Here is a 22,927-nt window from a genome sequence, read left to right on the forward strand (position 1 = left end):
TATAGCAGTGATAATGGAGGTTTTTATATTTTTGTTCTTTGGCAGATGCGCCACGTCGTTTGGATATCAAAAACATGTTGAAAAGGCTTTCCATTTTTCTTATTCTGATACTCTGGGCAGAAGTTTCCAGATCCCAACGATTGTTAGTGGATGTTCCAGGTCCATTATATGAAAAGTTGGGAAGAAGCCTTCCCGATACTAATCGCATACAAATATTGCTAAAGCTCAGTGATTATTATTTAAACAAGTGGGGAAGAAATGAGGCAGAAGTAGATAGTGCATGGGCTCTCTATAAACGCGCTGAATTATTAGCTGATAAGTTACGTTCGGAGAAGTGGCAGCGGGCCTGCCTGAGATTTAAAGGAACCTATTTTATTTTAACCGGTAACCTTGGAAAGGGCAAAGCGTGTTACCTGAAGCTTGCCAATTATTATCACCAGGTTGGGGAAACTAATAACGAGGCACAGGTTTGGTGGGATCTTGGTCTGGTCATTCCGGTTGAAACCGTCGGATGGCGCAGTGAAAAGAAAAGTGATTTTGCAATTGCCGGCCGATTGTTCGCAAGTACAGGCAACAAGGAAAAACAGATCGGGGCTTTTAAGGAGGTTGCCGATGTACATCTGAATGAAGGCTTGCTCGATCTTGCGGAAAAGGAATTGCTGAAAGTGCTCACTGATTACAAGGCGATCAACTTTAAAAAACTTCATCATACCTATTTTCTTCTTTCTGCAATAAGCAGACTTCGCAGTGATTTAAAGGGCGAGCTTTATTATGATCTTGAGGCAAAGAAAAGCATCGTAGCGACAAAGGACACTGCAGACGCCGCCTTTTTGATCACTAAACTGGGCGACTGCTATCTGGATCTTGGGATGCTGGACAATAGCCTCGCCAGTTATAAAGAAGCGTTATATAAATATCATTCCGCCAGGGACATCGTTTATGGTACGGTATACCGAATTGTCAGCGTCATGATCGCTCAGAAAAAGGCAGTCACTGCCCTGGAATTTGTGACAGCGTACAAAAAGAAATACCCGCCTGCAAATTCATTCGACGAATCTCAAATGTACGCTGCTTTTGGTGACTGTTACTGGGCTTTGAACAATATATCCAGGGCGGAGAACGCATACCGCAGGATGATTGCACTCAATGACCTGAATTTCAAAAGCAAATTCTTACCAGTGGAGGTTTATGTGAAAACCTACCAGTTAATTTGTAAATTTTATATTAAAACCAGGCAGTTTAAGAAGGCGGCGTATTATTTGCATGTATTGGAGAAATCGCCAAAGAAACTGGTCAGTTCGATTCAGCTCGCGCAATGGCAGCTGTTGCGCTTTAAAATAGACTCTGCCTCCGGTAATTATTTACAAGCGATCCGGCATTATCAGCGATATGAAAGAACTAATGATTCGGTTTTTAACGCCTCAAAGATCAACGAGGTGGCGTCGTTGCAGGCCCGGTTTGAAACAGAAGCAAAAGACAGAGATATACAAGTTCAGTCTAAAAATATATTACTACAGAAAAAGGATATATTGTTGCTAACCAAACAAAACCAGCTGGAACACTATCAGGTAGAAAAAAGTCAGTTAAGGGGAAATTTGATAACGGGTTGCGCAATTTTACTCATTTTACTTCTTGTAATCGGCTACAGTCGTTACCGGCTCAAGATCAAAAGTAACCAGGAACTACAACGTCAGCAACAACTGATAACAGCGAAAAACAACGAACTGGAGCACCTTTTAAATGAGAACCAATGGTTATTGAGGGAAGTGCACCACCGGGTAAAAAACAATCTCCAGATTGTAATTAGCCTGTTGAATTCTCAGTCTGCCTATCTGCACGACGAAGTGGCGCTGAACGCGGTTTTAGAAAGTAAAATGAGGGTGCAGGCTATGTCGCTTATTCACCAAAAGTTATACGGGAATGAAGACGTGTCAACCATCTTTTTACCTGACTATATTCGTGATCTGGTGGGTTATCTTAAAGATAGCTTTAGAACGGCAAAAAGTGTTTACATCGATCAGGATGTCGCGCCAATAAGCCTGGACGTTTCGCAGGCAGTTCCGGTTGGTCTGATCTTAAATGAGGCCATTACAAATGCTTTTAAGTACGCGTTTCCATTTGCTGAAGCAGATGTTCTGACCATAAAACTGTCACAGAAATTGCCTTTAGGGGTATCATTGACCATTAGTGACAATGGGAGGGGGCTACCTCCGGATATTGATCTGAAAAAAATTAAATCCTTTGGTCTGAAACTGATACGTGGGCTTACCGAAGACCTTGGCGGGAATTTAACTATTTCGAGTAATAAGGGAACTACGCTGACAATTAATTTTGAGAGCGTTCCATTATTGCAAAGAAAAGGGTTTAAAACATCGTAACTGCGAACTACTGAGGGAATCATCTGATACTTTATACATAGCCAATTATATATCGTAATAGTCTATTGAAATCCCCGAAATGTCGTAAATGGATCATATCTGCTTATCTGTAACTTCTTAATATATAGTCGTTTATCTACTGGCATGTTTGCTGTATGAATGTGTTGCCGTCTTGTTGATTATATCAGGGACGATACCATGATAACCGCTCAGCGGTATCAGGAACATTTATGCAAATTAAATATAATATGAGTTTAGTGAAGGTTACTCCCGGGTTATTGAAGCTTACAGAGGCTTTTCAAAAAGTACCGGAATTACAGCTGCAATGGCTTATCGAAAATAGTTATGAAATTCTTTTGGAGGCGGGCGAGTTTCTTTTTATGCCGGGAAAGGACGTTAACGATACCTACATCATTATTGAAGGAAAGGTAAGGCTTTATCTGCTTCAGCGTGACGAAATGCTTGATCTTTACACTTTCGAGGCCGGTTCCGTGACAGGTAACTTACCGTTCTCCAGAGGATGGACAAATACGACACATGGCGAAGCCGGTGTTGACACCCAGATACTTGCGCTGCCATCTGAAAAATTTCACCATATGATCTGTCACCATTATGACTTGACTCAGGCGCTTGTCAATGTCATGACTACCAGGATCCGGGATTATACCACGTTACAACAACAGAATGAAAAAATGATGTCCCTGGGGAAATTGTCCGCAGGGCTTGCACATGAGCTTAATAACCCAGTGTCCGCTGTTGTAAGAGGGGCGACGTCTCTTAAACAGCATATCCAAAAAGTTAGGTTTTCTTTTCAGAACATTGTCAGATTGGGGGTTAGTCCCCAAAAGATCGAGCGGATCAACAGTGTTTTAGATGAAATTGTAGGGAACAACGATATAAAACCGATTACCATGATGGAAAGAAGCCGCATGGAAGATGATCTCCGGGACTGGCTTGACGATCTGGAAATCGAAAATACGGATGATGTCGCATCGAATTTTGTTGATTATAATATAGGGATAGCTGAAGCGGAAGAGATCAGCGGGGATCTTTCCGCCGGCACGCTGTCAGCTGTTTTCAATTGGCTCAGCAACAGCTTGGTTTCAGAGAAGATCGTAAAGGACATTGAAGAGGGATCCAGCAGGATCGCCGGGATAGTGGGTTCTGTGAAAAACTTTACGCATATGGATCAGGCCAGAGAAAAACAGTATGCGGATATTCATCATGGTTTGAGAAATACACTAACCATGCTGAATTACAAGATTCAAAAGGCAGGAATAAAAGTCATTGAGAATTACGACAATGCTCTGCCGAAGGTGAAAGCCATGATCGGAGAATTGAACCAGGTTTGGACGAACCTGATAGATAATGCCATAGATGCTCTTGAGGATGTAGAAAAAGGGGAGATCGAAATCAGTACATTCCGGGAGGATGAATTGGTTTGTGTAACGGTCAGAGACAACGGAACGGGTATTCCTCAGGAAATCTGTTCAAGAATTTTCGATCCGTTTTTTACAACTAAGGCAGTAGGAAAAGGAACCGGCCTCGGCCTGGATGTTGTTCAGCGCATATTGAAGCAACATAAGGGTAGGGTCAAAATTGAATCCGTCGCCGGGAACACTGTTTTTTTTGTCTGTTTCCCAATCAATGGTTAATTAATTGTTTTTAAAAATTAAATGCGTAAAGATGAGCCTACCTATTATATTTTGTATTGACGATGATGCCCAGGTATTAAGAGCATTAACGCGGGATCTGAGAAGTCGTTATCGCAGCGACTACAGGATATTAAGTACAACCTCAGTTGCCGAAGGGCTGGACAGCCTCCTGGAATTGAAAAATAAGGGAACAACGATTGCCTTGTTCCTTTCCGATCAAAGAATGCCCGAAATGGAGGGCGTATCATTCCTGGAAAAGGCGATGAAAATATTTCCGGATGCAAAACGTGTCCTGTTAACGGCGTACGCTGATACACGTGCTGCTATTGAAGCGATAAACGCTGTCCGGCTCGATTATTACCTGATCAAACCCTGGGACCCGCCTGAGGAAAAACTTTTCCCTGTGCTCGATGGCTTGCTGGACGACTGGCAGAATACTTTCAGGCCCGTGTTCAGTGGTATCAAGATCATTGGCCATCAATATTCGGAACTATCTTATAATTTAAAGGACTTCCTGGCAGGGAACCTGGTGCCTTATCAATGGCTTGACATAAAGGTGACCGAGGAAGCAGAAAAGCTGATGCATCTTAACGGCTTAAGTCAAGAAGATCTGCCGGTCGTGTTTTTTGATGACGGAACTTTTATCGTTAAGCCAGGAATCGTGGAGCTGGCAGCAAAAGCCGGTCTGACCCCTCAAATCCAGTTTGATATGTATGATGTGGTTATTATCGGTGCGGGTCCCGCTGGTCTGGCAGCCGGCGTTTACGGCTCATCAGAAGGCCTGAAGACCTTACTGATTGAACGGCGCGCACCGGGCGGGCAGGCAGGAACCAGTAGCAGGATAGAAAACTACCTAGGTTTTCCGGTGGGGATAAGTGGTGCAGAACTCACGCAGCGGGGGACAACGCAGGCCATTCGTTTAGGGACGGAGATCATATCACCCGTGGGCGTTACTGGGATCCAAAACAATAACGGTTATAAGTCTTTGTTACTGGATAATGGGGCCACGATCAATACCAGGAGTGTTATTGTGACCACCGGTGTGAATTACCGCAGGCTGGAGCAGAAAGGAATTAACGATTTTACAGGGGCAGGAATTTATTACGGCGCGGCAATGACGGAGGCATCTGCATGTAATGGGCAGGACGTATATGTTGTTGGGGGCGGAAACTCTGCAGGCCAGGCTGCTATGTATCTGTCAAAATTCGCAAAGAACGTATATATCATTATTCGAAAAGAAAATCTGGTAAGTACCATGTCTGCATATCTTATCGATCAGTTGGAGGCAACAAAAAATATCCGGGTAAAAGGGAAATGCGAAATAATAGAAGCCAGGGGATCGGGTAGACTGGAAGAACTGGTTATCCAGGATACGGGGACGCTAAAGAATGAAACCCATGCTGCTGGCGCATTGTACATATTTATCGGCGCTAAGCCATTCACCGACTGGATAGCATTGGACATAATGAAAGACAAAAGAGGATTCCTGGAAACCGGCAACGCCGTAAAACAAAATGCATCCTTTGATAAAATATGGAAACAAGACCGCGATCCGTATCTGTTGGAGACCAGTTGCCCGGGCATTTTTGCCGCCGGGGATGTCAGATCAGGTTCGATGAACCGGGTAGCTTCGGCTGTTGGTGAAGGCTCCATGGCCATCAGCTTTGTTCACCAGTACTTATCCGAAGTGAAATAAACCGGATGGATACGGTTCTTAACTATATTTCGTAAATAACAATTGAATTAACGATTTATCGTTAAGAATAAATAGTTTAATTTATATAAATTATTGTTTATCAATATTTTATATAAAGGTATGGCATTTGCTGGTGATAAAGCCCGAAGACGGCTAAGCTAAAAAGATAAATCAAATATTCGGAAGTAACGATAATGGGTGATAAAATATTGATTGTTGAAGATCAGTGGATTGAAGCAAATGATCTACAGATCATTTTGGAAAGTTCTGCCTTTGCGGTCACAGGAATAGCGAAGTCTGTGGATCAGGCCATCAGGCTTCTAAATGACGAAAGGCCTGATATGGTGCTGTTGGATATATTTCTAAAGGGTGACCTCACTGGAATAGACCTTGCAAAAACGCTTGCAGCTATGCGTATACCATTTATCTACCTCACCGCGAACTCTGACGCAACTACGCTGGAAGCCGCAAAAGCCACCCAGCCTTACGGTTTTTTAGTCAAACCATACCGGGAAAGGGATATACTTGTCGCTCTTGACATTGCGGGATATAGATATAAAAATCAACGTGAGCTAATCGCCAGGCAGGAACAGTGGTTATCAAACATGCTGCAAAACATAACCACCTCAAACGAAAGTCAGGAAGATAATTTGATTCAATTGGCAAAGGCATTTGAACCGATCATCCCCTTATGCTTTATGATGGTGGATCTGAACATCAGACAAGATAGCATGGGAGGTACATGGCTTTTAGAAAGATCTGGTTACGATGAATTTAAGCTCATGAGTGGTTGGGATGTTTTAGAGGAGGTATCCTTAAATTCAAAGGAATATATAAAATTCAGAAAAGCCATCCTTGATCAGGATCAGGTTAGTACTGACAGCTATTTCAGCAGTGATGATCGTGACGCTGTAGGGGTATTTCCTAATAAACTCAAAGAAAAATATAAGGTTTTGTCCAGCCTTTACATTCCTGTATTAGGTAAGAACGATAGTATGGCCTATATTTCTTTTTTTTCTACGCTTGACAACGGTTTTAATAACGATCATATTGAATTTGCCAGGTCAGTGCTGCCTGTTCTTCAGGATGTCATACAACATATCGATACAGCTGGAGGGAAGCAACCTACCGGCAACAAGGTATCACAGGTAAATCGCAATGCACCGAAACAGTCCCAGGTTGAAGGCGTCGTAGGCAAGAGCGCCAAATTACTGGAAGTTTTAGCATTAGTAGGTCAGGTGGCTCCAGTTGACACGACGGTACTGATTTCCGGTGAAACAGGTGTCGGTAAAGAAGGCCTGGCCAACGGGATTCATATGTTGTCAGACCGGAAATCGAAGCCATTTATTAAAATCAACTGCGCGGCGATACCATCAAGTTTGATTGAATCAGAACTTTTCGGTCATGAAAGGGGATCCTATACCGGAGCATCGGAAAGACGGGTCGGCAAATTTGAGCAGGCCAATGGCGGCACGATATTCCTGGACGAAGTAGGGGAAATACCGCTGGATGTACAAAGTAAACTCCTAAGGGTACTGCAAGAAAAAGAGCTGGAGCGTATTGGTGGCAGGACTACGATTAAAGTTGATGTCCGTATTATTGCCGCAACAAACCGTAATCTTTATATGGAAGTTGCCGCCGGACGCTTCAGGATTGACCTTTATTACAGGCTTAATGTATTCCCGATACTTTTACCGCCCTTAAGAGAGCGGAAAGAAGATATTCCATTGCTGGCAGATCATTTTCTTCGCCAATCGGCAGAATCATCCGGGGGCAAGCCTAAGAAACTATCGCCCGGGGTAATGGAGCAGCTGAAAAATTACAACTGGCCAGGTAATATCAGGGAATTACAAAATTTGATCGAAAGACAGGTATTGATGACGGGCGATCTGATCATCACCGATATAGACTTGCCAAAAGATGAATTGATCGTTGAAAAACCCAAAAAGCTAACCGAGCAAGATATAGCGGCTAACGAAAAAGAGAAAATAGAATCCGCGCTAAAAAAAACCAACGGCAAAATATCAGGAACAGGTGGTGCCGCATCAATACTGGGCATGACACCGGCAGTACTATCATCCAGAATGAGAAAACTTGGAATTGTCTGGAAGTATAATTTTCAGTAACAGTACATTATAACCAACACATGCGTTGTATTTACATTTTAAAAGCTGATCTCCGTTTTGTAAACCAAATTGCAAAGTTGCCGCTCTTATTCTCCAGGTTGATCTACCCGACGGTAGCATTCGTTGCGATAACGCTATTGATCATTTTTGGCGTCTTTTTCTTGCTGATAAAAAGCAGGAACCAAAAGCTGTTAAAGGTAAAACAGGACGAACTCTTGTCCAAAGACGTCACATTGGAGCAATTGTTGAAGGAAAATGAATGGCTCATAAGGGAACTTCACCACCGGGTAAAGAACAATCTCCAGATCGTAACCAGCCTGCTTCATTCTCAGTCATCCTATCTAAAGGACGATGCTGCGATCAATGCGATCATGGAAAGCCAGCACCGTATACAGGCCATGTCTTTGATTCACAAAAAGCTTTACCAGCCGGATAGCTTAGCCACTGTGTTTATGCCGGATTATATAGCTGAGCTTGTAAGTTACCTGATGGACAGTTTTAACAGTAAGGATATTATCTCCTGTGATCTCCAGATCGACGAAATCAGGTTGCAGATGGTTCATGCTGTTCCTGTCGGACTCATTCTTAATGAAATCCTGACGAATGCACTGAAGTTCGCCTTCCCTTTTTCGGAACATGACTGTATAACACTCAAGTTTTTCAGTTCCTCACCAAATGAAATATGCCTGGAAGTTCAGGATAATGGCCGGGGGCTTCCGGAGGGATTCAGTGCTGACGACCGGTCGTCATTTGGTATGCTGCTCATCAAAGGGCTCACCGATCAGCTCGACGGTGTTTTCTCCATTGAGAACAGCAGTGGAACAACTATTAAATTGAGCTTCAGGGATAAGACTTTTTCATGATTAAGGATTTTAATCAATATCGCCGGCAAATCAATAGACTGGCCGCGTTGTGGTGCGAGTAAGTTATCTTCCGGTATAATCAAATTTGGACTGCCCATTCAGTACCCATTTATTTTATATAGGAAATGGCTTCTGTAATTTCCGAAATATCGTTGATTTATATGTCCGTTTTTATCTCATATGGTTGACAAATAGCAATTTATACGATGGTCTCAAAATTGAATTGATGCAATAGAAAATTCAGACAATGCACTGAATTCTGTTTGATGTCAATTCAATTGTGAACAAATGAAATTTAGAACTCCCGGTTTATCTTACAAAGACCCTGGCCCATATGGCCAGCCTGACCCTCGTACGGGAAATAGAAAGATTAGATGCAGTGTTTTTATGCTGCTATTCTTTATAAGCTGTTTTTATTCACAGATAGCAAATGGTCAGGACGCGCCTATTTATCGAAAATTAACGTTGGAAGACGTGTATAAATTGACCATATTGAATAGCTACCAGTTAAAAATTACCGAAAAGAATTTATTAAATGCGAAGCAACAGGTAGAAATTTCCAAGTTAGAGAGATTGCCTGCATTGAGTTCTGATCTTAGCTACGGATACCTCAGTAATGCAGATAGCTGGAGTCCATTCTTTTCTGACCACCGGACATCGCTCATACCACATCATTTTACAGCGTTTTCGGTACAGGCTTCGCAAGTGGTTTTTAAGGGCGGGGAAATTGAGAACACCATCAAAAAGTCTGCACTACGGGAGCAGGTGGCCAGCCTTGCTGATGAAAAGAATGTAGAAGATGTGAAGTTGCTGGTATCTGCTAAATATTTGGATATCTATAGGCTGATCAGCCAGCAGAAGATCTATGAAAACAATATACTGCTTACCCAAAAACGGCTTAAAAATGTGTTGACTATGCAAAAACAGGGTATGGTTACCCAAAACGATGTTTTGCGGACAGACTTAACGATATCCGACTTCCAGCTTGCTTTACGAAGAACCAGGAATGATATCGTCATACTGAATAAGCAATTAAATGTTGTTACTGGCCTGCCAGATTCCGTGTTGCTTGTTCCTGACAGTCTGCTTCTAACGAAAGACCATCAGGAAAAACGAATGGCGGACTATCTGAAACTAGCTGAAAACAGTAACCAGGATTTAAAGATCTCAGCGGTGAATAACAGGATCGCAGAGACCAACATCAAGTTGCTTGGAAGTGACAGGTTACCTCAGGTCTTTCTTTATGCAAGATCAAATATTCAACGTCCTTTTACTTCGGTCGTGCCTGCTATCGATATCTATTCAAACATATGGCAGGCCGGGATCGGCTTACATTATAATATTTCCTCTAATTATCAGGCCCGGAAAAAGATCAGAAGTGGTGAAATAGAGCTACAGCTGGCTCGCGACCGGCAAACACTAGAACAACAAAATCTGGGAGTCGGTATAAACGCCGCTTTTATCAAGTATAATGAGGCGAAAGAAGATCTTTTAACATTAACTAAAGATCTTCGGTCAGCAGAAGAGAATTACAGGGTGGTTGAAAAAAAGTATTTCAATCAGCTTGCCTTACTGACAGATATGATCGACGCTACAAACACCAAAATTGAGTCGGAGCTTAAAGTTACGACGGCGCAGATCAATGTCGTATATACCTATTGTCAACTTTTACACATTACAGGAACGCTTTAAATTATAGAAAATATGAGTGAAAAAAATTCTTTTAACATTTCCCCGGATGGAAAATGGATGGTCAGGGTAGTGAATATCTTACTGATATGTGGCGCGCTTTGCGGAATCGGGTGGGGGATACTTACCTATTTTAACCTGAACGACGGTCTTTATACGAACGACGCTCAGGTTGAAGAATATATCAACCCCGTGAATACACGAATCCCGGGATACATTCGCAAAGTATATTTTAAAGAACATCAGCGGGTAAAAAAAGGTGACACGCTGATATCGGTTGATGACCGGGAATATAGAATTCAATTAGAGGGGGCCGAAGCCACTTACCTGTCCGCACTTGCGACAAAAAACGTCACATCATTTTCTGTAAATACAGTCCATAGCAATATCAGCGTTTCGGATGCCAATATTCGTGCCAATGAAGCCAGACTGCTCAATGCCAGAAAGAACCTCGTCCGCTACGAGAACCTGTTAAAGGAAGGCGCCGCAACACAGCAGCAATTTGACCAGGTCAAATCTGATTACGATGCTATGTCCGCTCAAACAAGTGCGTTGGAAGAACAGAAGAACACGGTGAACCTTTCCACAAATGAAACTTCGAAAAAAATATTAGTGAACAATGCTGAAATTAAACGCGCCCGTGCCATGATGGATATGGCGGCCCTGAATCTTTCTTACACCACTATCGTAGCTCCCTATAATGGCACAACGGGACGTCTGATCGTACAGGAAGGGCAACTCCTTCAGGCCGGGCAAACACTGCTTTCCTTTGTTAGGAACGATAAAAAATGGGTGATCGCAAATTATACAGAAGAGCAGGTCGCAAAACTGCACATCGGTCAAAAAGTAAAGCTGACCGTGGACGGCCTTGACGATAAGGAGATTATCGGTCAGGTTTCAGCGATTTCCGAGGCTACCGGCTCGAGGTATTCGGCAATTCCAACCGATAATGCCACTGGCAACTTTGTTAAGGTCAGACAGCGCGTGCCTGTTCGCATAGAATTTTTAGAAGCAAAAGCATACGAACCGGTGATCACACAACTGAGAGCGGGCATGAATGTCGTCGTCCGCCTGTTAAATTAGTTTTAAGGATAGTTATGGAGTTTTACGAACTGTTTTATAAATGGGTGCCGCTTTACATAAAAGTGCCTGTCTTGACTTTATTATACCTGGTATTGCTAACCGCAAATGGGGTCTACATCGGAAATACGGGTGATATGTCATCGAGCCTCGGCGTTTATACAGAGCCCTATACCATGGCATATTACGCTATGTATATCGGCATGGGAATCGGCAGTATGACCAATATCAGGATCAGAGAACGGTTCTCAGCAAAATCTCTCGTGTTGTCCGGCTTTATGGTCATGTTGGTCATGAACGTCGTTTGTGCAACCACCAATAATCCTTACCTCACCATTTTAGCGTGTTTATTACTTGGTATGGGCAAAGTTGCCGCATCAACTGAAATATATTTGGTATGGCTGCAGGTCTGGAGCAAAAAGCTTGACGTCAGCCGGTTATATCCGTTTGTCTATTTTATCGCTTTAGGCGGTGTTTATTCCATGACATGGCTCACCACCAAACTTTCATTTATTTATAACTGGAGATATGCATACATTTTCATTATTATGATTCTGTCATTATGCATCATCCTTTCGGTCCTGTTCATAGAACGGCATCCTTTAAAAAGAAAAGTTCCCCTTTACCAAATGGACTGGACCGGGATCCTTCTTTTATTAATATTTATGATGCTGGTTAATTACATCCTTGTATACGGAAAAGTAGAGGACTGGACGAACTCGTTGTCAATCAAACTCGCTATAACTAGTGCATTAGTGACACTGCTGCTGTTTATTCAGCGTGAACTCAATTTTAAAAGGCCTGTGTTTCCCTTAGGTTTGTTCAAACTTACTAATTTCCGTTTGGGACTTTTTTACATTTTTCTTTTAGGAATTTACGTACCCTCCACATTACAGGTGTCGTTCAGCGGCGGCACGCTTCATTATGAAAATTACAGGAACGCAGAATTATCACTTTACTTAATACCTGGTGTAACCGCCGGAGCGATATTTTGTTATTATTGGTTTTATCAGGGATACCATGATCAGTTGTTGATGCTCGTCGGTTTTTCAACCATAGTTCTCTATGAAATTATCATGTATAACAGCTTTGGAAACCAGTTTGAAATGAACGGGTTTTGGCTTCCTTCGCTCATTAAAGGGTTCGGATTGGGCATATTATATATCGCGATTGGCATTTATATCACCCGTACCCATACGATTAAAGATGTATTGACCGTCGTTGGCGTAGCGTTTCTGTTTCGGTCATTCCTGGGTACTGCTGTATTTACCGCTATTTATAACTACTTTATTTATACACAAAAAACACGGCATTTTAATTATTTAGGAGGCCTAACGGATTCCGCAAATACTAATTCGGTATCAGGAACCAAAGATCTTTATACCGCGATGCAAACTCAGGCATCAATGGCCGCTGCCAAGGAAATAACCGGCTATATCATCTTGTTAGGAATCTTTGTCGCGGCGGCTCTCCTGGTCAAAGTATTACATGATGGAGTGCGGATATACGCTGAAAGATCCGCCAAAATCGAACCATAGACATTTATTCCGGGCGGTTGCATTACCGAGGCACTTTATTCGCTGTGAGTTTGCTAATCAAGAATATTTTTATGAAATAAGTTTAGGGTGAGCTGAACAAAAAACAAATTGATGTTTCCGGAATAATGATCGCTTTGTCTCCAATAAGACAGATCCAGACTTACCAATCTGTCAAGGCTGTAATTCACTCCTGCAGCCGACCGGTTACGCGACCACTGCCCTTTATTGATGAAAAAATACCCTTCATCAAACACATAGACTTTGGCAATGTGAGAACAGAAGGAAAAGGGATAGGTAACCCGTAGCCGATTCCTGTAAAATTTTTTTTGCTGGCTTATATTGGGAAATACGCTATTCAGCATATTTCTGTCATCAATAACAAATCTCCCTGCAAATGCACTATAGGTAGCGCCGAGGAGCGCATCATTCTCAGCATAACTACGGCCATTGACTGACGACGCCCTGAATAAGAAATAACCGGCATTGAGGCTTAAGTTTTTATTTAAATCATAAAAACCCTGTGCGAAATTGAATTGTGAATGCTGAGATGGGTTGATACCGAATTGATCAAGCAATCGCCATTTTGAAGATGCCTGATAAGAAACACCTGGCATTAACCAGGTAGCTGTAGGAGTGTTTTGTGCGCGGCTACTGATACTGCTGAATAGTACACCGGAGAATAAGATACTTTGATAAACAATTTTCAAACGCTTCATTTTTGGGGATTATAAATTGATCGCAGTACTTTCGAAAGTAATTTTATTGCGCCAACAGGAACCAAAATGTAAATAGATCACCCATACAGCGACTCAACAAGAAGTAGATTTCTGCAAAGCATTTGGCATAAAAAATCCGGAAAGACAGTATGTCTGAACCTTCCCGGATTTGTTTTGCCTTTAACTATTGCTATTAATGGAGTGGAAACTAACCATCAACAGATCGCTGTAGTGATGTCAGCGGCTAAGGAAAAAACCAACTATTTGCCCTGCAACTTTGGATATTTAACTTAGCTTTTGATAAGCTTACCGCTAACTGTTAGGGGCAATACGTCCTGGTTGATGATCTTGGAAATAGTGCAGCCTACACGGGCGCGTTCTAAGAAGTACTCGAATTGTTCCTGAGTGGCACCGGGAATTTCTGATTCCACGTTAAAGTGTAGGCTTTTGATCTGTGGATATCCGGTGGTTTCGTCGAAACCAAGAACAATGTCTGCAGTAGTGTAAATACTGGTTGTTTCCAGATTCTTCATCACGGCGTTGTTTGCGACTGCCTGATTGAAGCAAGCGGCATGTGCAGCTGCGAGTAGCTCTTCCGGACTTGCACCCGTTGTCCCTTCAAAACGGCTGGAATAACTAACCGGGGCATCCTTTAAATAACCTGTTTTAGTTGAGATCGTTCCGTTTCCTTCTTTCCAGCTACCTTTCCAGGTAGATATTCCTGTTGATGTGATCATGATATTTGTATATAATTAATAAATGAAGCGTTAATTGAATTTATTTGGTCGCAAGCGTTCCCAGGTAATGACCCAGCCTTGATTCTGTATCACTTTCCGTTTGGAAGCCAATTTCCATCAGTTTTGCCAACAAAGCCTGCGCTTCCGGCCTTTGGTACAGCTCAAAAAACTTGTTACTCGATTCCTGAATTTCGAACGGATTTGGTCCGCCGCCTATGCGTTTAAGCATGGTTTGTTTGGTCGCCTGCAAGGCGGGCAGTTCAAATCCGCTAATGCGGGTGGCCAAATTATCCACATAAGCATCAAGTTCAGCATCTGAAAACGCCCGGTTGATCCAACCATATTTTTCAGCTATCTCGGCTGAAAAGTCGTCGGCACCCACCGCAATTTCCATCGCCCGGGCGTAACCAGACAGCGCCGGCAGGTATTCAGCCGCGCCGCCTCCGGGTAACAGGCCCATTCCTACCTCCAGATGACCAAATACGGCATTTTCCTTACTGGCAAAGCGCATGTCGCAAGCCAGAATCATCTCAGATCCGATACCTCTGACTCTGCCACGAATTACAGCGATGCTGATCACGCCCGCATTGTGAATCCGGTTCGAGACGTCGACCCATTGTGTTACTCCAAGTTTGCCGGAAACCTGCGGCAGCTCACCGCCTCTAACCACATCAAAATGGGATACAAAGTAATCTTTATTTACACTGTCGAAAACGATCACCTTAAGTTGAGTATCTGCTTCAATAATGTCCATCAGGCGCTGCAGTCCTGCTACCATGTCGGGACCCATTAAATTGATTGGCGGGTTATCCAGCGTCACCCTCCAAAAAGAAGCGCTGTGCTTGGTAATTATCAGCGGTGCCCCAGGCATCCTTTCTACTGATAAAGGCTCATTTGTTGTATTCATAATATTAACTTTAAAATTTGATAGAGGTTTAGCAATACTAAAGCCAATGGATACCTATTTTATAATCAACTAATTATGAATATTCTCACCTTGCTCATTCACTAGATTTCGTAAATTTTAAGTCTCAATAACTATATATAGAAAAACAATCCCGCAGGCTGATGGGAACGGGCATTTTGGGAGTTTGATCTGATTTCACCCAAAGAAATTTGCGAATTATTGTATTTTATTTATTTCGACATCGTGTGAAGATGAAATACAACGAGCGTTCATGTTATATCGTAAATAGGCTCTTAAATCAACGATATTTAGAAAAATACAAAAGTTTAATTTGTATTAAAGCTTTAGTAAACAGGTCAGTATAGTGTGGTATCTCAATTGTTTAATTCGCTGCATTAATAAATATCGCTGAACAGGTGTACAGCTATATTAACCTTCATAAGTGCATGAATATTAACAACGAAAAAATTTCCGGAAAGATTAGGGTAGTGATCGCGGGTGGTGGATTTGCCGGGATTAATCTCGCGCAAAATTTGCTGAATGATAGGAGATTCGCTATTACTATTGTTGACCGGAATAATTATAATTATTTTCCCCCGCTGCTGTATCAGGTAGCAACCGGATTCCTGGATGCTTCTGGTATCAGTTATCCCTTTCGTAAACTTTTTCGAAACGACCGCATCTCTTTTAGGATGGCAGCGGTTAACCAAATAGACCCGATAGAAAAAACTTTATGCCTGGACAATGGAATGGTCACATACGATATTCTTGTTTTAGCTACCGGCGTGAAATCGAACTTTTTCGGCATTAAAAGTATTGAAGAAAATGCCATTCCTATGAAAACGGTTGATGATGCCCTGCGTATGCGAAACGTGCTTTATCAAACAATGGAGAAGGCTTCTGTTTCGACCGACAAGTCAGAACAGGAGATGCTGCTAAACATTGTTGTGGCCGGCGGAGGTCCTACTGGCGTGGAAGTAACGGGTATGCTTGCGGAGATCAAAAGAAATATATTCCAGAAGGAATATCCCGAACTGAAGAATATCCCTTCCAAAATTTACATCGTCGATGGCGGGCAGCATCTCTTGTCGCCGATGAGTAATAAGTCACATGAGGAGGCCTACAAAATACTAACGGGGCTTGATGTCGAAGTTATTTTGGGTACTCACGTAAATGAATTCATTGACCACCAGGTTATTCTTTCAAACGGGACAATCATACCGGCCAATATCCTGATTTGGGCCGCCGGAGTAACCGCTACGATTTACCCGGGAATCCCGGAAACCAGTATTGGCCCGGGAAAACGGATACTTACAAATAGTTTTAATGAGGTTAATGGGATGGAAAGTGTATTTGCAATTGGTGACTGCAGCGTTCAAACCGATGATCCTAAATACCCGAAAGGCCATCCCCAACTGGCACAGGTCGCTATTCAGCAAGGCAGAAAGCTGGCTTCAAATCTTTCCGGGATGGCCGACAATAAACCGCTTCAAAAATTCAGTTATTACGATAAAGGGGAAATGGCCATTATCGGCCGGGAGCATGCGGTGGTTGATCTTTTTAAGCACCGGTATCACTTAAAAGGCCTTATCGCACTTATGGCATGGCTGACAGTTCATCTGCTTTCTTTGATGAATGCCGCTAATAAATTCAGAACCTTGGTGAGTTGGGTTGTGGCTTATCTTTCGAAAGATCAATCTTTAAGGATGATATATCGTCCTGAGTCAACTAAGAAAGCAGCTGATCGAACGGAACTTCACCAAAAACAATAATTGCCGGCTTTAAACAATTTCTATTAAACCTAAAAAAAAGAATAATGAGACTAACTCCAATTAAACCAGACGGGCTGGATGCATTACAACACAGTTTATATGTCCATATTTATAAAGGCATCGATGAAAACTTCAAAGGCTTTGTTGCTAAGCGGGAGGACGGTGCCCTTTTAGGCCCCTTTAATCCAATGGTTCATTTTCCGCAGTTCGGCAGCGCTTTATGGGCGTATAATATCGCACTATCGACTAATTCTACGCTGCCGAAAATAGTACGTGAAGTAGCTATCCTGGTTGTAGGCGCAAGGTTTACTGCGCGTTATGAGATTTACGCTCATGAAAAGATAGCCCGTTTATTGGGGATGTCCGAGCATAAGATCGCCGCAATAAATGCGGGTCAACGCCCGGATGATCTTACTGAAGAAGAAAGCCTGGCACACGATGTCGCATCCGTTTTAACGAAAGGTGCGCAATTACCGGAGTCACTTTACGGGCTGGCCAAAAATAAGTTTGGGGATAACGGGCTTGCCGAGCTTATTCATTTAATCGGATGCTATTGTTTGATTTCCGTTTTACTTAATGCCTATGATATTCCGGTTCCGAACGAGGATTAAACTCATAACCACAAAGGAAACCTGCTATAATATTCAACAGGTTTCCTTTTGCGATTTTATAAGCTATGATATTTAAAACATTGATTTTAATACTGGGCTTAAATACCGCTATAATGTTCCTAAAACTTCGCCGAGGTTCAGTTCCGTATCTCCGGGAAGCTGAAACCCTTTTTCCAGGATCGTTTTGTAGCGCTCTTTGGTTTCAGGGTTCTGCGTCGCTTTTCCGAAAAGGTCCGAGTCTTTCCTGTAATCTTCAACGGGAGCGAGGCTGATCGCGTTGATGCGCTCCTTGATATCCAGCAGCCCCTGGTGTGGAAACTTGGCGATCCTGCGGGCAAGGTTGGTAACAAAGGCTTCCAATTCTGCATCCGGGAGCGCCCGGTTAATCCAGCCGTATCGTTCGGCCAGATCGGCATCATAATCCTGGCTGCTTGTTAAAACCTCAAATGCACGACCCCGGCCCATGGCCCGGGTAAGGTGCTGCACACCGCCGCTTCCCGCAACTTGTCCAAAAGCCGCCTCAAGCTGTCCGAAAACAGCGCGTTCCCTGGATGCGAAACGCATATCGCAGGCCAGGATAAATTCGCTGCCTGCACCGCGTACACGACCCGAGATCTGTGCAATGGTGATAGCTTTTGTTTCGCTTAGCCGCCTGTATAATAATGACAGGGACGGTTCTCCGGTAAGTTGTCCTGCGATCTCCCTGTATTCTGCGATCTTCGTCACATCTACATGAGGGATAAAGTAATCCGGATTAGCACTGGAGAAAACAACCACCTTATATTCTTCCCCCTTATCCAAAAGTTGTATGAGTGCTACAAGATCCCTAACCAGGCCGGGGCCCAGCAGATTGATTGGCGGGCTGTCTATCGCTGCGAAAAGTATCTTGCCTTCTATATGTGTTTTCAATACTTCAAATTCCTGCATGACATTTTATTTAATGTGAGTGAATATGCTTGCCCAAAGCGAATATTTAAAGATCAGCATCGGCAGCATGATTTCTTTTTGAGTTCTAATTTAATAATTCGCAATTAAACTGATAAAAGCATCTTTTGATAAGACGGTCTGTCTTTTGGCTACCAGGGTATTTCCTGACCTAAATGAATAAACTTGCCGGTCGGTCCATCTTCCCCGATCAGCGCTAATTCTACACTCGTTCTGACACCTTCTGAGATCTCCATCGGTGCATTAGGGCCTCCCATGTCAGTTTTAGCATGGCCCGGGTCGGCTGAATTCACCTTGATCCCAAACGCTTTCAGTTCAGCTGCGAGGTGTATTGTAACTGCATTTAACGCAGTTTTTGATGCGTTGTAAGATAGCCTTTTAACAGTCTCGAACGGTCCGTTTGGAATCGCATGCGTCCCCAATGAACCCAAACGGCTGGATAGATTGACAATTCTTGCAGCACCACTTGCTTTCAAAAGCGGCAATAGGTCATTTGTCAAGTAAACTTGACCAAAGACATTAGTCCCGAAAACATACTGGAACTCATCCTCGTCTGTTTCTACAGATTTATTGACAAAGAAGTCACCTTTGGGGCCAACCCCTGCATTATTGATCAAAATATCCAGCTTTCCGAATTTTTCCTGAATGAATTTCGCTGCTGCAGACCTGTCTGATGTATTTGTAATATCCAGTTTAATGCCATAAGCCTTGATGCCAATTTTCGTCAGCTTTGCTGCAGCTTCGTCCGCAACATTTTGGTCTCTGGCAGTAAGAACAACGATTATTCCTTTTTCTCCGAGCTGTTTTGCAGTCTCGAATCCCAACCCGCGGTTTGACCCGGTAATAAGAGCCACTTTTTGATTTTCCATTGTTTTATAAATTATGATATGTATGAATTAAAATGTGATAGAGAGTTAATGATTTAAGGCAGTTATTTTTTGCCCACTTTTCGTAGCATCGGTTACAGCTGATTTTTCATTTTGTGGAAGTTTATACAGCAAAAAGCTCACAACGAGAATGCAGCCTATTTCGGCAGCAAGGCCATAATGAAATGCACTATTGTAATTGGCACTTTTGCCACCGGCATTGCCCAAAATATGATAAAAGATCCCGCCGATGATGCTTATCCCGAGAGCGGAAGAAGCTTGCTGAACAGTAGCATATATCCCGGATGCAGCCCCTGCGAATTTTAAAGGGACGCTTCTGAGCGCCATATTTAATAGGGACGGCAATACAATTCCACCACCGAAGCCGTAAAATCCCATTTGAAAAAAAATATTAAGGTAGGAGGATTGTTTGTTGAGGTAAACACTCTGCAAGAAAAAGGAAACAAGCATCATCACCGCGCCGGCCTGGAGTACCTTTTTTCCATATACCGATACCGCCCGGATGGACAGGAATGAAGATACGCTTGCAGATAAACCGAATACAACAAAAAACAGCCCGTTTTGATAAGCATTGATCTGAAGCCCATTTTGAAGATAAATGCTGATCATCAGCAAATAGGAGGTATGCATAGTAAAGTAAAACACTACCGTGATAATTCCCCTGTTGAAGTCTTTGATCTTAAAGAGACTCATATTGACCAGCGGCGCAAGTCCTGTTGTTAGTTTATCCTGCTGATCTTTTATGAAATAACAGAATGACAGGAGGGAGAAAGCCAATAAACCAAAACTCCACAATGGCCAACCTTGCTCCCTGCCGATAATTAAAGGGATGATCAGGGAAAATAAGCATGCAGTCAGGATGCCCGCTCCATAATAATCCGGCTGGTCGTTCTTGTTCTTTGTCGTTTCTTTAAGAAATATAGCTGCCGCAACGATGGCAATTATGCCAACTGGTAAGTTGACAAAGAAAATAAGTCGCCACCCAGGAATGGAGAAATGGTTGTCGGAAAGGAAGCCACCCAGAAATTGTCCCATGATCGTCGCCAGTCCCATCACCATGCCATAAAAGCCTACCGCTTTTGTCCGCTCTTTTGGCCCAGGAAAAATAAGCTGCATCATTGCAATCGTTTGTGGTGTCATGATCGCGGCACTTACGCCCTGGAAGAACCTGAAAATTATGAGTTCAACAGGAGTATGCGAAAAACCGCAAAGGCAGGAAAAAAAAGTAAATAAGAACATTCCGGCTATAAAAACCCTTTTTCGTCCCAAATAATCACCTGCACGTCCGCTGGTGATCTGGAAAGATGCGTATCCGAGCAGGTATAATGCAATGACCAACTGGACTTCTCCGTCTTTGGCATGAATACCACGCTTGATGGAGGGGATGGCGACATTGATTATAAACACGTCAAGGACGGAAAGTAATGGTGCAGCCATTAGTATGGTCAATGCAAACCATTTACTATTTGTAATAGTCATGCGGGCGGTGTTAAAGTTATCTTACCTGGAGTTTCATTTGGAACGGGAAGACTGAAATATGGAATCATACAGAAGGAGCCAATCGGCGCTTAGCGCTGTCGCCGGATCATAACAGCTTATTTTTATATAGGCTGTTATGATCATTTACGACGCTATTCGAAAATGCAATGCGGGCATCTTCTTTCACCATCTTATTTTTAAATAATTAATAATCGCCCCAGGTGTCAGCAGCTTTGATCTTTTCAGGGGTATATGGTGGATACAGGTGTTCGATCGAAAAATCTGCAGGTGTTGTGAGCACCGATTTTGCATGTGTTAAAGAATCGAAACCAAATTTGCCATAGTAACTTCCTATTCCGGAAGATCCAACGCCGCCAAAGGGTAAGGTTTGTACATAAAGGTGGATATTCACATGGTTTATAGCACCTCCTCCAAATGAAAGGGTATGCTGCAGATACTGGATTGTGGCCTCGTCTTTACTGAATATATAGGCAGCAAGTGGTTTGGGGGCTTCTTTGATCTTACCCACAGCTTCTTTTAGGTCGCTGTAAGGCATGATCGCCAGGATCGGACCGAATATTTCATCTTCCATGATCTTGTCAGACCAGCTCGCGGGGTATATCAGGGTAGGTGCAAGATATTTAGCCTCTTCATCGAATTCCCCACCTGCAATAACTTTGGCCGGGTCAATTAAGGACGCCAGTCTCCTAACGGCTTTCGAATTGATGATCCTGGAAAAATCAGGGTTACTTTTAGGGTCGTCGCCGTACATTTCGATGATCGCTTTTTTTGCTTCAGCATTAAATTCATCCACGACAGATTCATGAACATATGCATATCCCGGCGAGGTGCACCACTGTCCTCCCCAGGCCATGGCACCCCAGATAATTTTGCGGGCTGACTCAGCAATATTGGCTGTCTGGTCAACGATCGCAGGGTTCTGACCGCCCAATTCCAGGAGCACTGGAGTAAGGTTTTCGGCAGCTGCGCGCATGATTACCTTACCAACTGCGACACTGCCGGTAAAGAATATAAAGTTATATGGGATCTTCAGTAATTCAGTAACTGCTTCGCGATCACCATCAGAGACGCTTACCGCTTCCGGTTCAAAATATCTTGGAATAAGGCTCATCCATAAACCCGCGATTGCAGGGATGCCGGAACTTACTTTCAGCATGACAGGGTTTCCGGCAGCCAGCGCTGTCGCCGCTGGTTCGACCAACAAAATAATTGGACCGTTAAAAGGGCCGATGATCAGTGCCACCCCGTAAGGATCACGGTATATCGTTCCTTTACCACCTTCTTCGGATAGGAACCTGGGAATACTGACCTCGACTGGTTTCATCCATTCTTGCAAATGGGAACGGATATAACCTATGGCACCTATGGATCCGTTTAATTCGGACACCTGCTCCGCGCTGCCTGTTTTGAAATCTTCCCCCAGTGCCTGGCACCAGGCATGGAAGTTTTCTTTCAGCATCGCTTCCATGCGATTAAGCTGGTCTATTCTCCATTCATATGATTTAGAGATATCAGAATTAAAATAAGCCTTCTGTTTGTCAAATACAGCTTGAAAATTACTCATGATTACGTGTTTTAAATTTAAAAACACGGAGTTGCAATCGATATGCCGCAAGTCAGTCGCTTAATTTACAAGTACATGGAAAAAATATCCTGTCGTTCATTTAATGGTATATCGTGAATTAGATCTGCGTTTTACTAAATAAAGAAAAATGAAATGCAGAAGGGATATTTATAAGTCAGATGAACGGTTATTAATATAGACAGAAATGTTTTTGAAGTTTAAAAATTTCTCAAATTTTTAAATTATTCTACATATTTATCTTC

17 protein-coding genes are annotated in these 22,927 nt (G+C 42.9%); 10 read left to right on the forward strand and 7 right to left on the reverse strand.

Translation table 11 applies throughout. From position 1 onward, the window contains the following. Nucleotides 1-176 precede the first annotated feature (176 nt). From M2273_RS00215 to M2273_RS00250, 8 genes are all read left to right on the forward strand, one after another. Entirely contained in the window at nt 177-2,378 is a 2,202-nt protein-coding gene (locus M2273_RS00215; protein WP_429391533.1) for a tetratricopeptide repeat-containing sensor histidine kinase, read from the forward strand. A gap of 248 nt (nt 2,379-2,626) precedes the next feature. Next, nucleotides 2,627-4,033, forward strand: a complete 1,407-nt coding sequence (locus M2273_RS00220; RefSeq protein WP_429391536.1) for a sensor histidine kinase — start codon at nt 2,627-2,629, stop codon at nt 4,031-4,033. A gap of 31 nt (nt 4,034-4,064) precedes the next feature. Continuing rightward, complete coding sequence (locus M2273_RS00225; RefSeq protein WP_429391538.1) at nt 4,065-5,729, forward strand: FAD-dependent oxidoreductase; 1,665 nt, start codon at nt 4,065-4,067, stop codon at nt 5,727-5,729. Nucleotides 5,730-5,923: 194 nt separating this feature from the next. Next, nucleotides 5,924-7,855, forward strand: a complete 1,932-nt coding sequence (locus M2273_RS00230; protein WP_429391541.1) for a sigma 54-interacting transcriptional regulator — start codon at nt 5,924-5,926, stop codon at nt 7,853-7,855. 20 nt (nt 7,856-7,875) lie between these two features. Further along, nucleotides 7,876-8,718, forward strand: coding sequence for a sensor histidine kinase (locus M2273_RS00235; RefSeq protein WP_110582354.1), 843 nt, complete (start codon nt 7,876-7,878; stop codon nt 8,716-8,718). Nucleotides 8,719-9,006: 288 nt separating this feature from the next. Next, nucleotides 9,007-10,410, forward strand: a complete 1,404-nt coding sequence (locus M2273_RS00240; protein WP_429391543.1) for a TolC family protein — start codon at nt 9,007-9,009, stop codon at nt 10,408-10,410. Between the two features lie 12 nt (nt 10,411-10,422). Then, nucleotides 10,423-11,490 carry an HlyD family secretion protein gene (locus M2273_RS00245; RefSeq protein ID WP_429391546.1) on the forward strand — a complete coding sequence of 356 codons (1,068 nt, stop codon included), beginning with the start codon at nt 10,423-10,425 and terminating at the stop codon, nt 11,488-11,490. A 14-nt stretch (nt 11,491-11,504) separates the two neighbouring features. Beyond that, the gene (locus tag M2273_RS00250) at nt 11,505-13,025 is read left to right on the forward strand and encodes a hypothetical protein (RefSeq protein WP_429391549.1); all 1,521 of its coding nucleotides are present in this window, start codon (nt 11,505-11,507) and stop codon (nt 13,023-13,025) included. 53 nt (nt 13,026-13,078) lie between these two features. On the opposite strand, the gene M2273_RS00255 is transcribed toward M2273_RS00250, so the two are convergent. From M2273_RS00255 to M2273_RS00265, 3 genes are all read right to left on the reverse strand, one after another. Further along, complete coding sequence (locus M2273_RS00255) at nt 13,079-13,741, reverse strand: DUF2490 domain-containing protein (protein ID WP_429391551.1); 663 nt, start codon at nt 13,739-13,741, stop codon at nt 13,079-13,081. A gap of 290 nt (nt 13,742-14,031) precedes the next feature. Next, a complete protein-coding gene (locus M2273_RS00260) occupies nt 14,032-14,478 on the reverse strand; it encodes an OsmC family peroxiredoxin (RefSeq protein ID WP_429391554.1) in 447 nt (148 codons plus the stop codon). 40 nt (nt 14,479-14,518) lie between these two features. Next, a complete protein-coding gene (locus M2273_RS00265; protein WP_429391557.1) occupies nt 14,519-15,385 on the reverse strand; it encodes an enoyl-CoA hydratase/isomerase family protein in 867 nt (288 codons plus the stop codon). Between the two features lie 446 nt (nt 15,386-15,831). Between M2273_RS00265 and M2273_RS00270 the strand changes: the two genes are divergently transcribed. Both M2273_RS00270 and M2273_RS00275 read left to right on the forward strand, forming a co-directional pair. Then, nucleotides 15,832-17,157, forward strand: a complete 1,326-nt coding sequence (locus M2273_RS00270) for an NAD(P)/FAD-dependent oxidoreductase (protein ID WP_429391558.1) — start codon at nt 15,832-15,834, stop codon at nt 17,155-17,157. A gap of 44 nt (nt 17,158-17,201) precedes the next feature. Beyond that, nucleotides 17,202-17,768, forward strand: coding sequence for a carboxymuconolactone decarboxylase family protein (locus M2273_RS00275; protein ID WP_429391561.1), 567 nt, complete (start codon nt 17,202-17,204; stop codon nt 17,766-17,768). A gap of 108 nt (nt 17,769-17,876) precedes the next feature. Here M2273_RS00275 and M2273_RS00280 read toward each other — a convergent pair whose 3' ends face one another. From M2273_RS00280 to M2273_RS00295, 4 genes are all read right to left on the reverse strand, one after another. Continuing rightward, nucleotides 17,877-18,695, reverse strand: a complete 819-nt coding sequence (locus M2273_RS00280) for an enoyl-CoA hydratase/isomerase family protein (RefSeq protein WP_110582362.1) — start codon at nt 18,693-18,695, stop codon at nt 17,877-17,879. Nucleotides 18,696-18,844: 149 nt separating this feature from the next. After that, on the reverse strand, nt 18,845-19,582 hold the full coding sequence (locus tag M2273_RS00285; protein ID WP_110582363.1) for an SDR family oxidoreductase: 738 nt from the start codon (nt 19,580-19,582) through the stop codon (nt 18,845-18,847). Nucleotides 19,583-19,627: 45 nt separating this feature from the next. Further along, the gene (locus M2273_RS00290; protein ID WP_429391565.1) at nt 19,628-21,079 is read right to left on the reverse strand and encodes an MFS transporter; all 1,452 of its coding nucleotides are present in this window, start codon (nt 21,077-21,079) and stop codon (nt 19,628-19,630) included. A gap of 205 nt (nt 21,080-21,284) precedes the next feature. Beyond that, nucleotides 21,285-22,664, reverse strand: coding sequence for an aldehyde dehydrogenase family protein (locus tag M2273_RS00295; RefSeq protein WP_429391567.1), 1,380 nt, complete (start codon nt 22,662-22,664; stop codon nt 21,285-21,287). Nucleotides 22,665-22,927 lie beyond the last annotated feature (263 nt).

The organism is Mucilaginibacter lappiensis (assembly GCF_050433765.1).
Taxonomy (GTDB): Bacteria; Bacteroidota; Bacteroidia; order Sphingobacteriales; family Sphingobacteriaceae; genus Mucilaginibacter; species Mucilaginibacter lappiensis_A.

What these genes read in the sequence shown, in the direction of transcription:
- M2273_RS00225 (WP_429391538.1), top strand. Translation starts at nt 4,065, where the DNA reads ATGAGCCTACCTATTATATTTTGTATTGACGATGATGCCCAGGTATTA.
- M2273_RS00230 (WP_429391541.1), top strand. Translation starts at nt 5,924, where the DNA reads ATGGGTGATAAAATATTGATTGTTGAAGATCAGTGGATTGAAGCAAAT.
- M2273_RS00280 (WP_110582362.1), bottom strand. Translation starts at nt 18,695, where the DNA reads ATGCAGGAATTTGAAGTATTGAAAACACATATAGAAGGCAAGATACTT.
- M2273_RS00270 (WP_429391558.1), top strand. Translation starts at nt 15,832, where the DNA reads ATGAATATTAACAACGAAAAAATTTCCGGAAAGATTAGGGTAGTGATC.
- M2273_RS00275 (WP_429391561.1), top strand. Translation starts at nt 17,202, where the DNA reads ATGAGACTAACTCCAATTAAACCAGACGGGCTGGATGCATTACAACAC.
- M2273_RS00295 (WP_429391567.1), bottom strand. Translation starts at nt 22,664, where the DNA reads ATGAGTAATTTTCAAGCTGTATTTGACAAACAGAAGGCTTATTTTAAT.
- M2273_RS00240 (WP_429391543.1), top strand. Translation starts at nt 9,007, where the DNA reads ATGAAATTTAGAACTCCCGGTTTATCTTACAAAGACCCTGGCCCATAT.
- M2273_RS00245 (WP_429391546.1), top strand. Translation starts at nt 10,423, where the DNA reads ATGAGTGAAAAAAATTCTTTTAACATTTCCCCGGATGGAAAATGGATG.
- M2273_RS00290 (WP_429391565.1), bottom strand. Translation starts at nt 21,079, where the DNA reads ATGACTATTACAAATAGTAAATGGTTTGCATTGACCATACTAATGGCT.
- M2273_RS00260 (WP_429391554.1), bottom strand. Translation starts at nt 14,478, where the DNA reads ATGATCACATCAACAGGAATATCTACCTGGAAAGGTAGCTGGAAAGAA.
- M2273_RS00235 (WP_110582354.1), top strand. Translation starts at nt 7,876, where the DNA reads ATGCGTTGTATTTACATTTTAAAAGCTGATCTCCGTTTTGTAAACCAA.
- M2273_RS00265 (WP_429391557.1), bottom strand. Translation starts at nt 15,385, where the DNA reads ATGAATACAACAAATGAGCCTTTATCAGTAGAAAGGATGCCTGGGGCA.
- M2273_RS00285 (WP_110582363.1), bottom strand. Translation starts at nt 19,582, where the DNA reads ATGGAAAATCAAAAAGTGGCTCTTATTACCGGGTCAAACCGCGGGTTG.
- M2273_RS00255 (WP_429391551.1), bottom strand. Translation starts at nt 13,741, where the DNA reads ATGAAGCGTTTGAAAATTGTTTATCAAAGTATCTTATTCTCCGGTGTA.
- M2273_RS00250 (WP_429391549.1), top strand. Translation starts at nt 11,505, where the DNA reads ATGGAGTTTTACGAACTGTTTTATAAATGGGTGCCGCTTTACATAAAA.
- M2273_RS00220 (WP_429391536.1), top strand. Translation starts at nt 2,627, where the DNA reads ATGAGTTTAGTGAAGGTTACTCCCGGGTTATTGAAGCTTACAGAGGCT.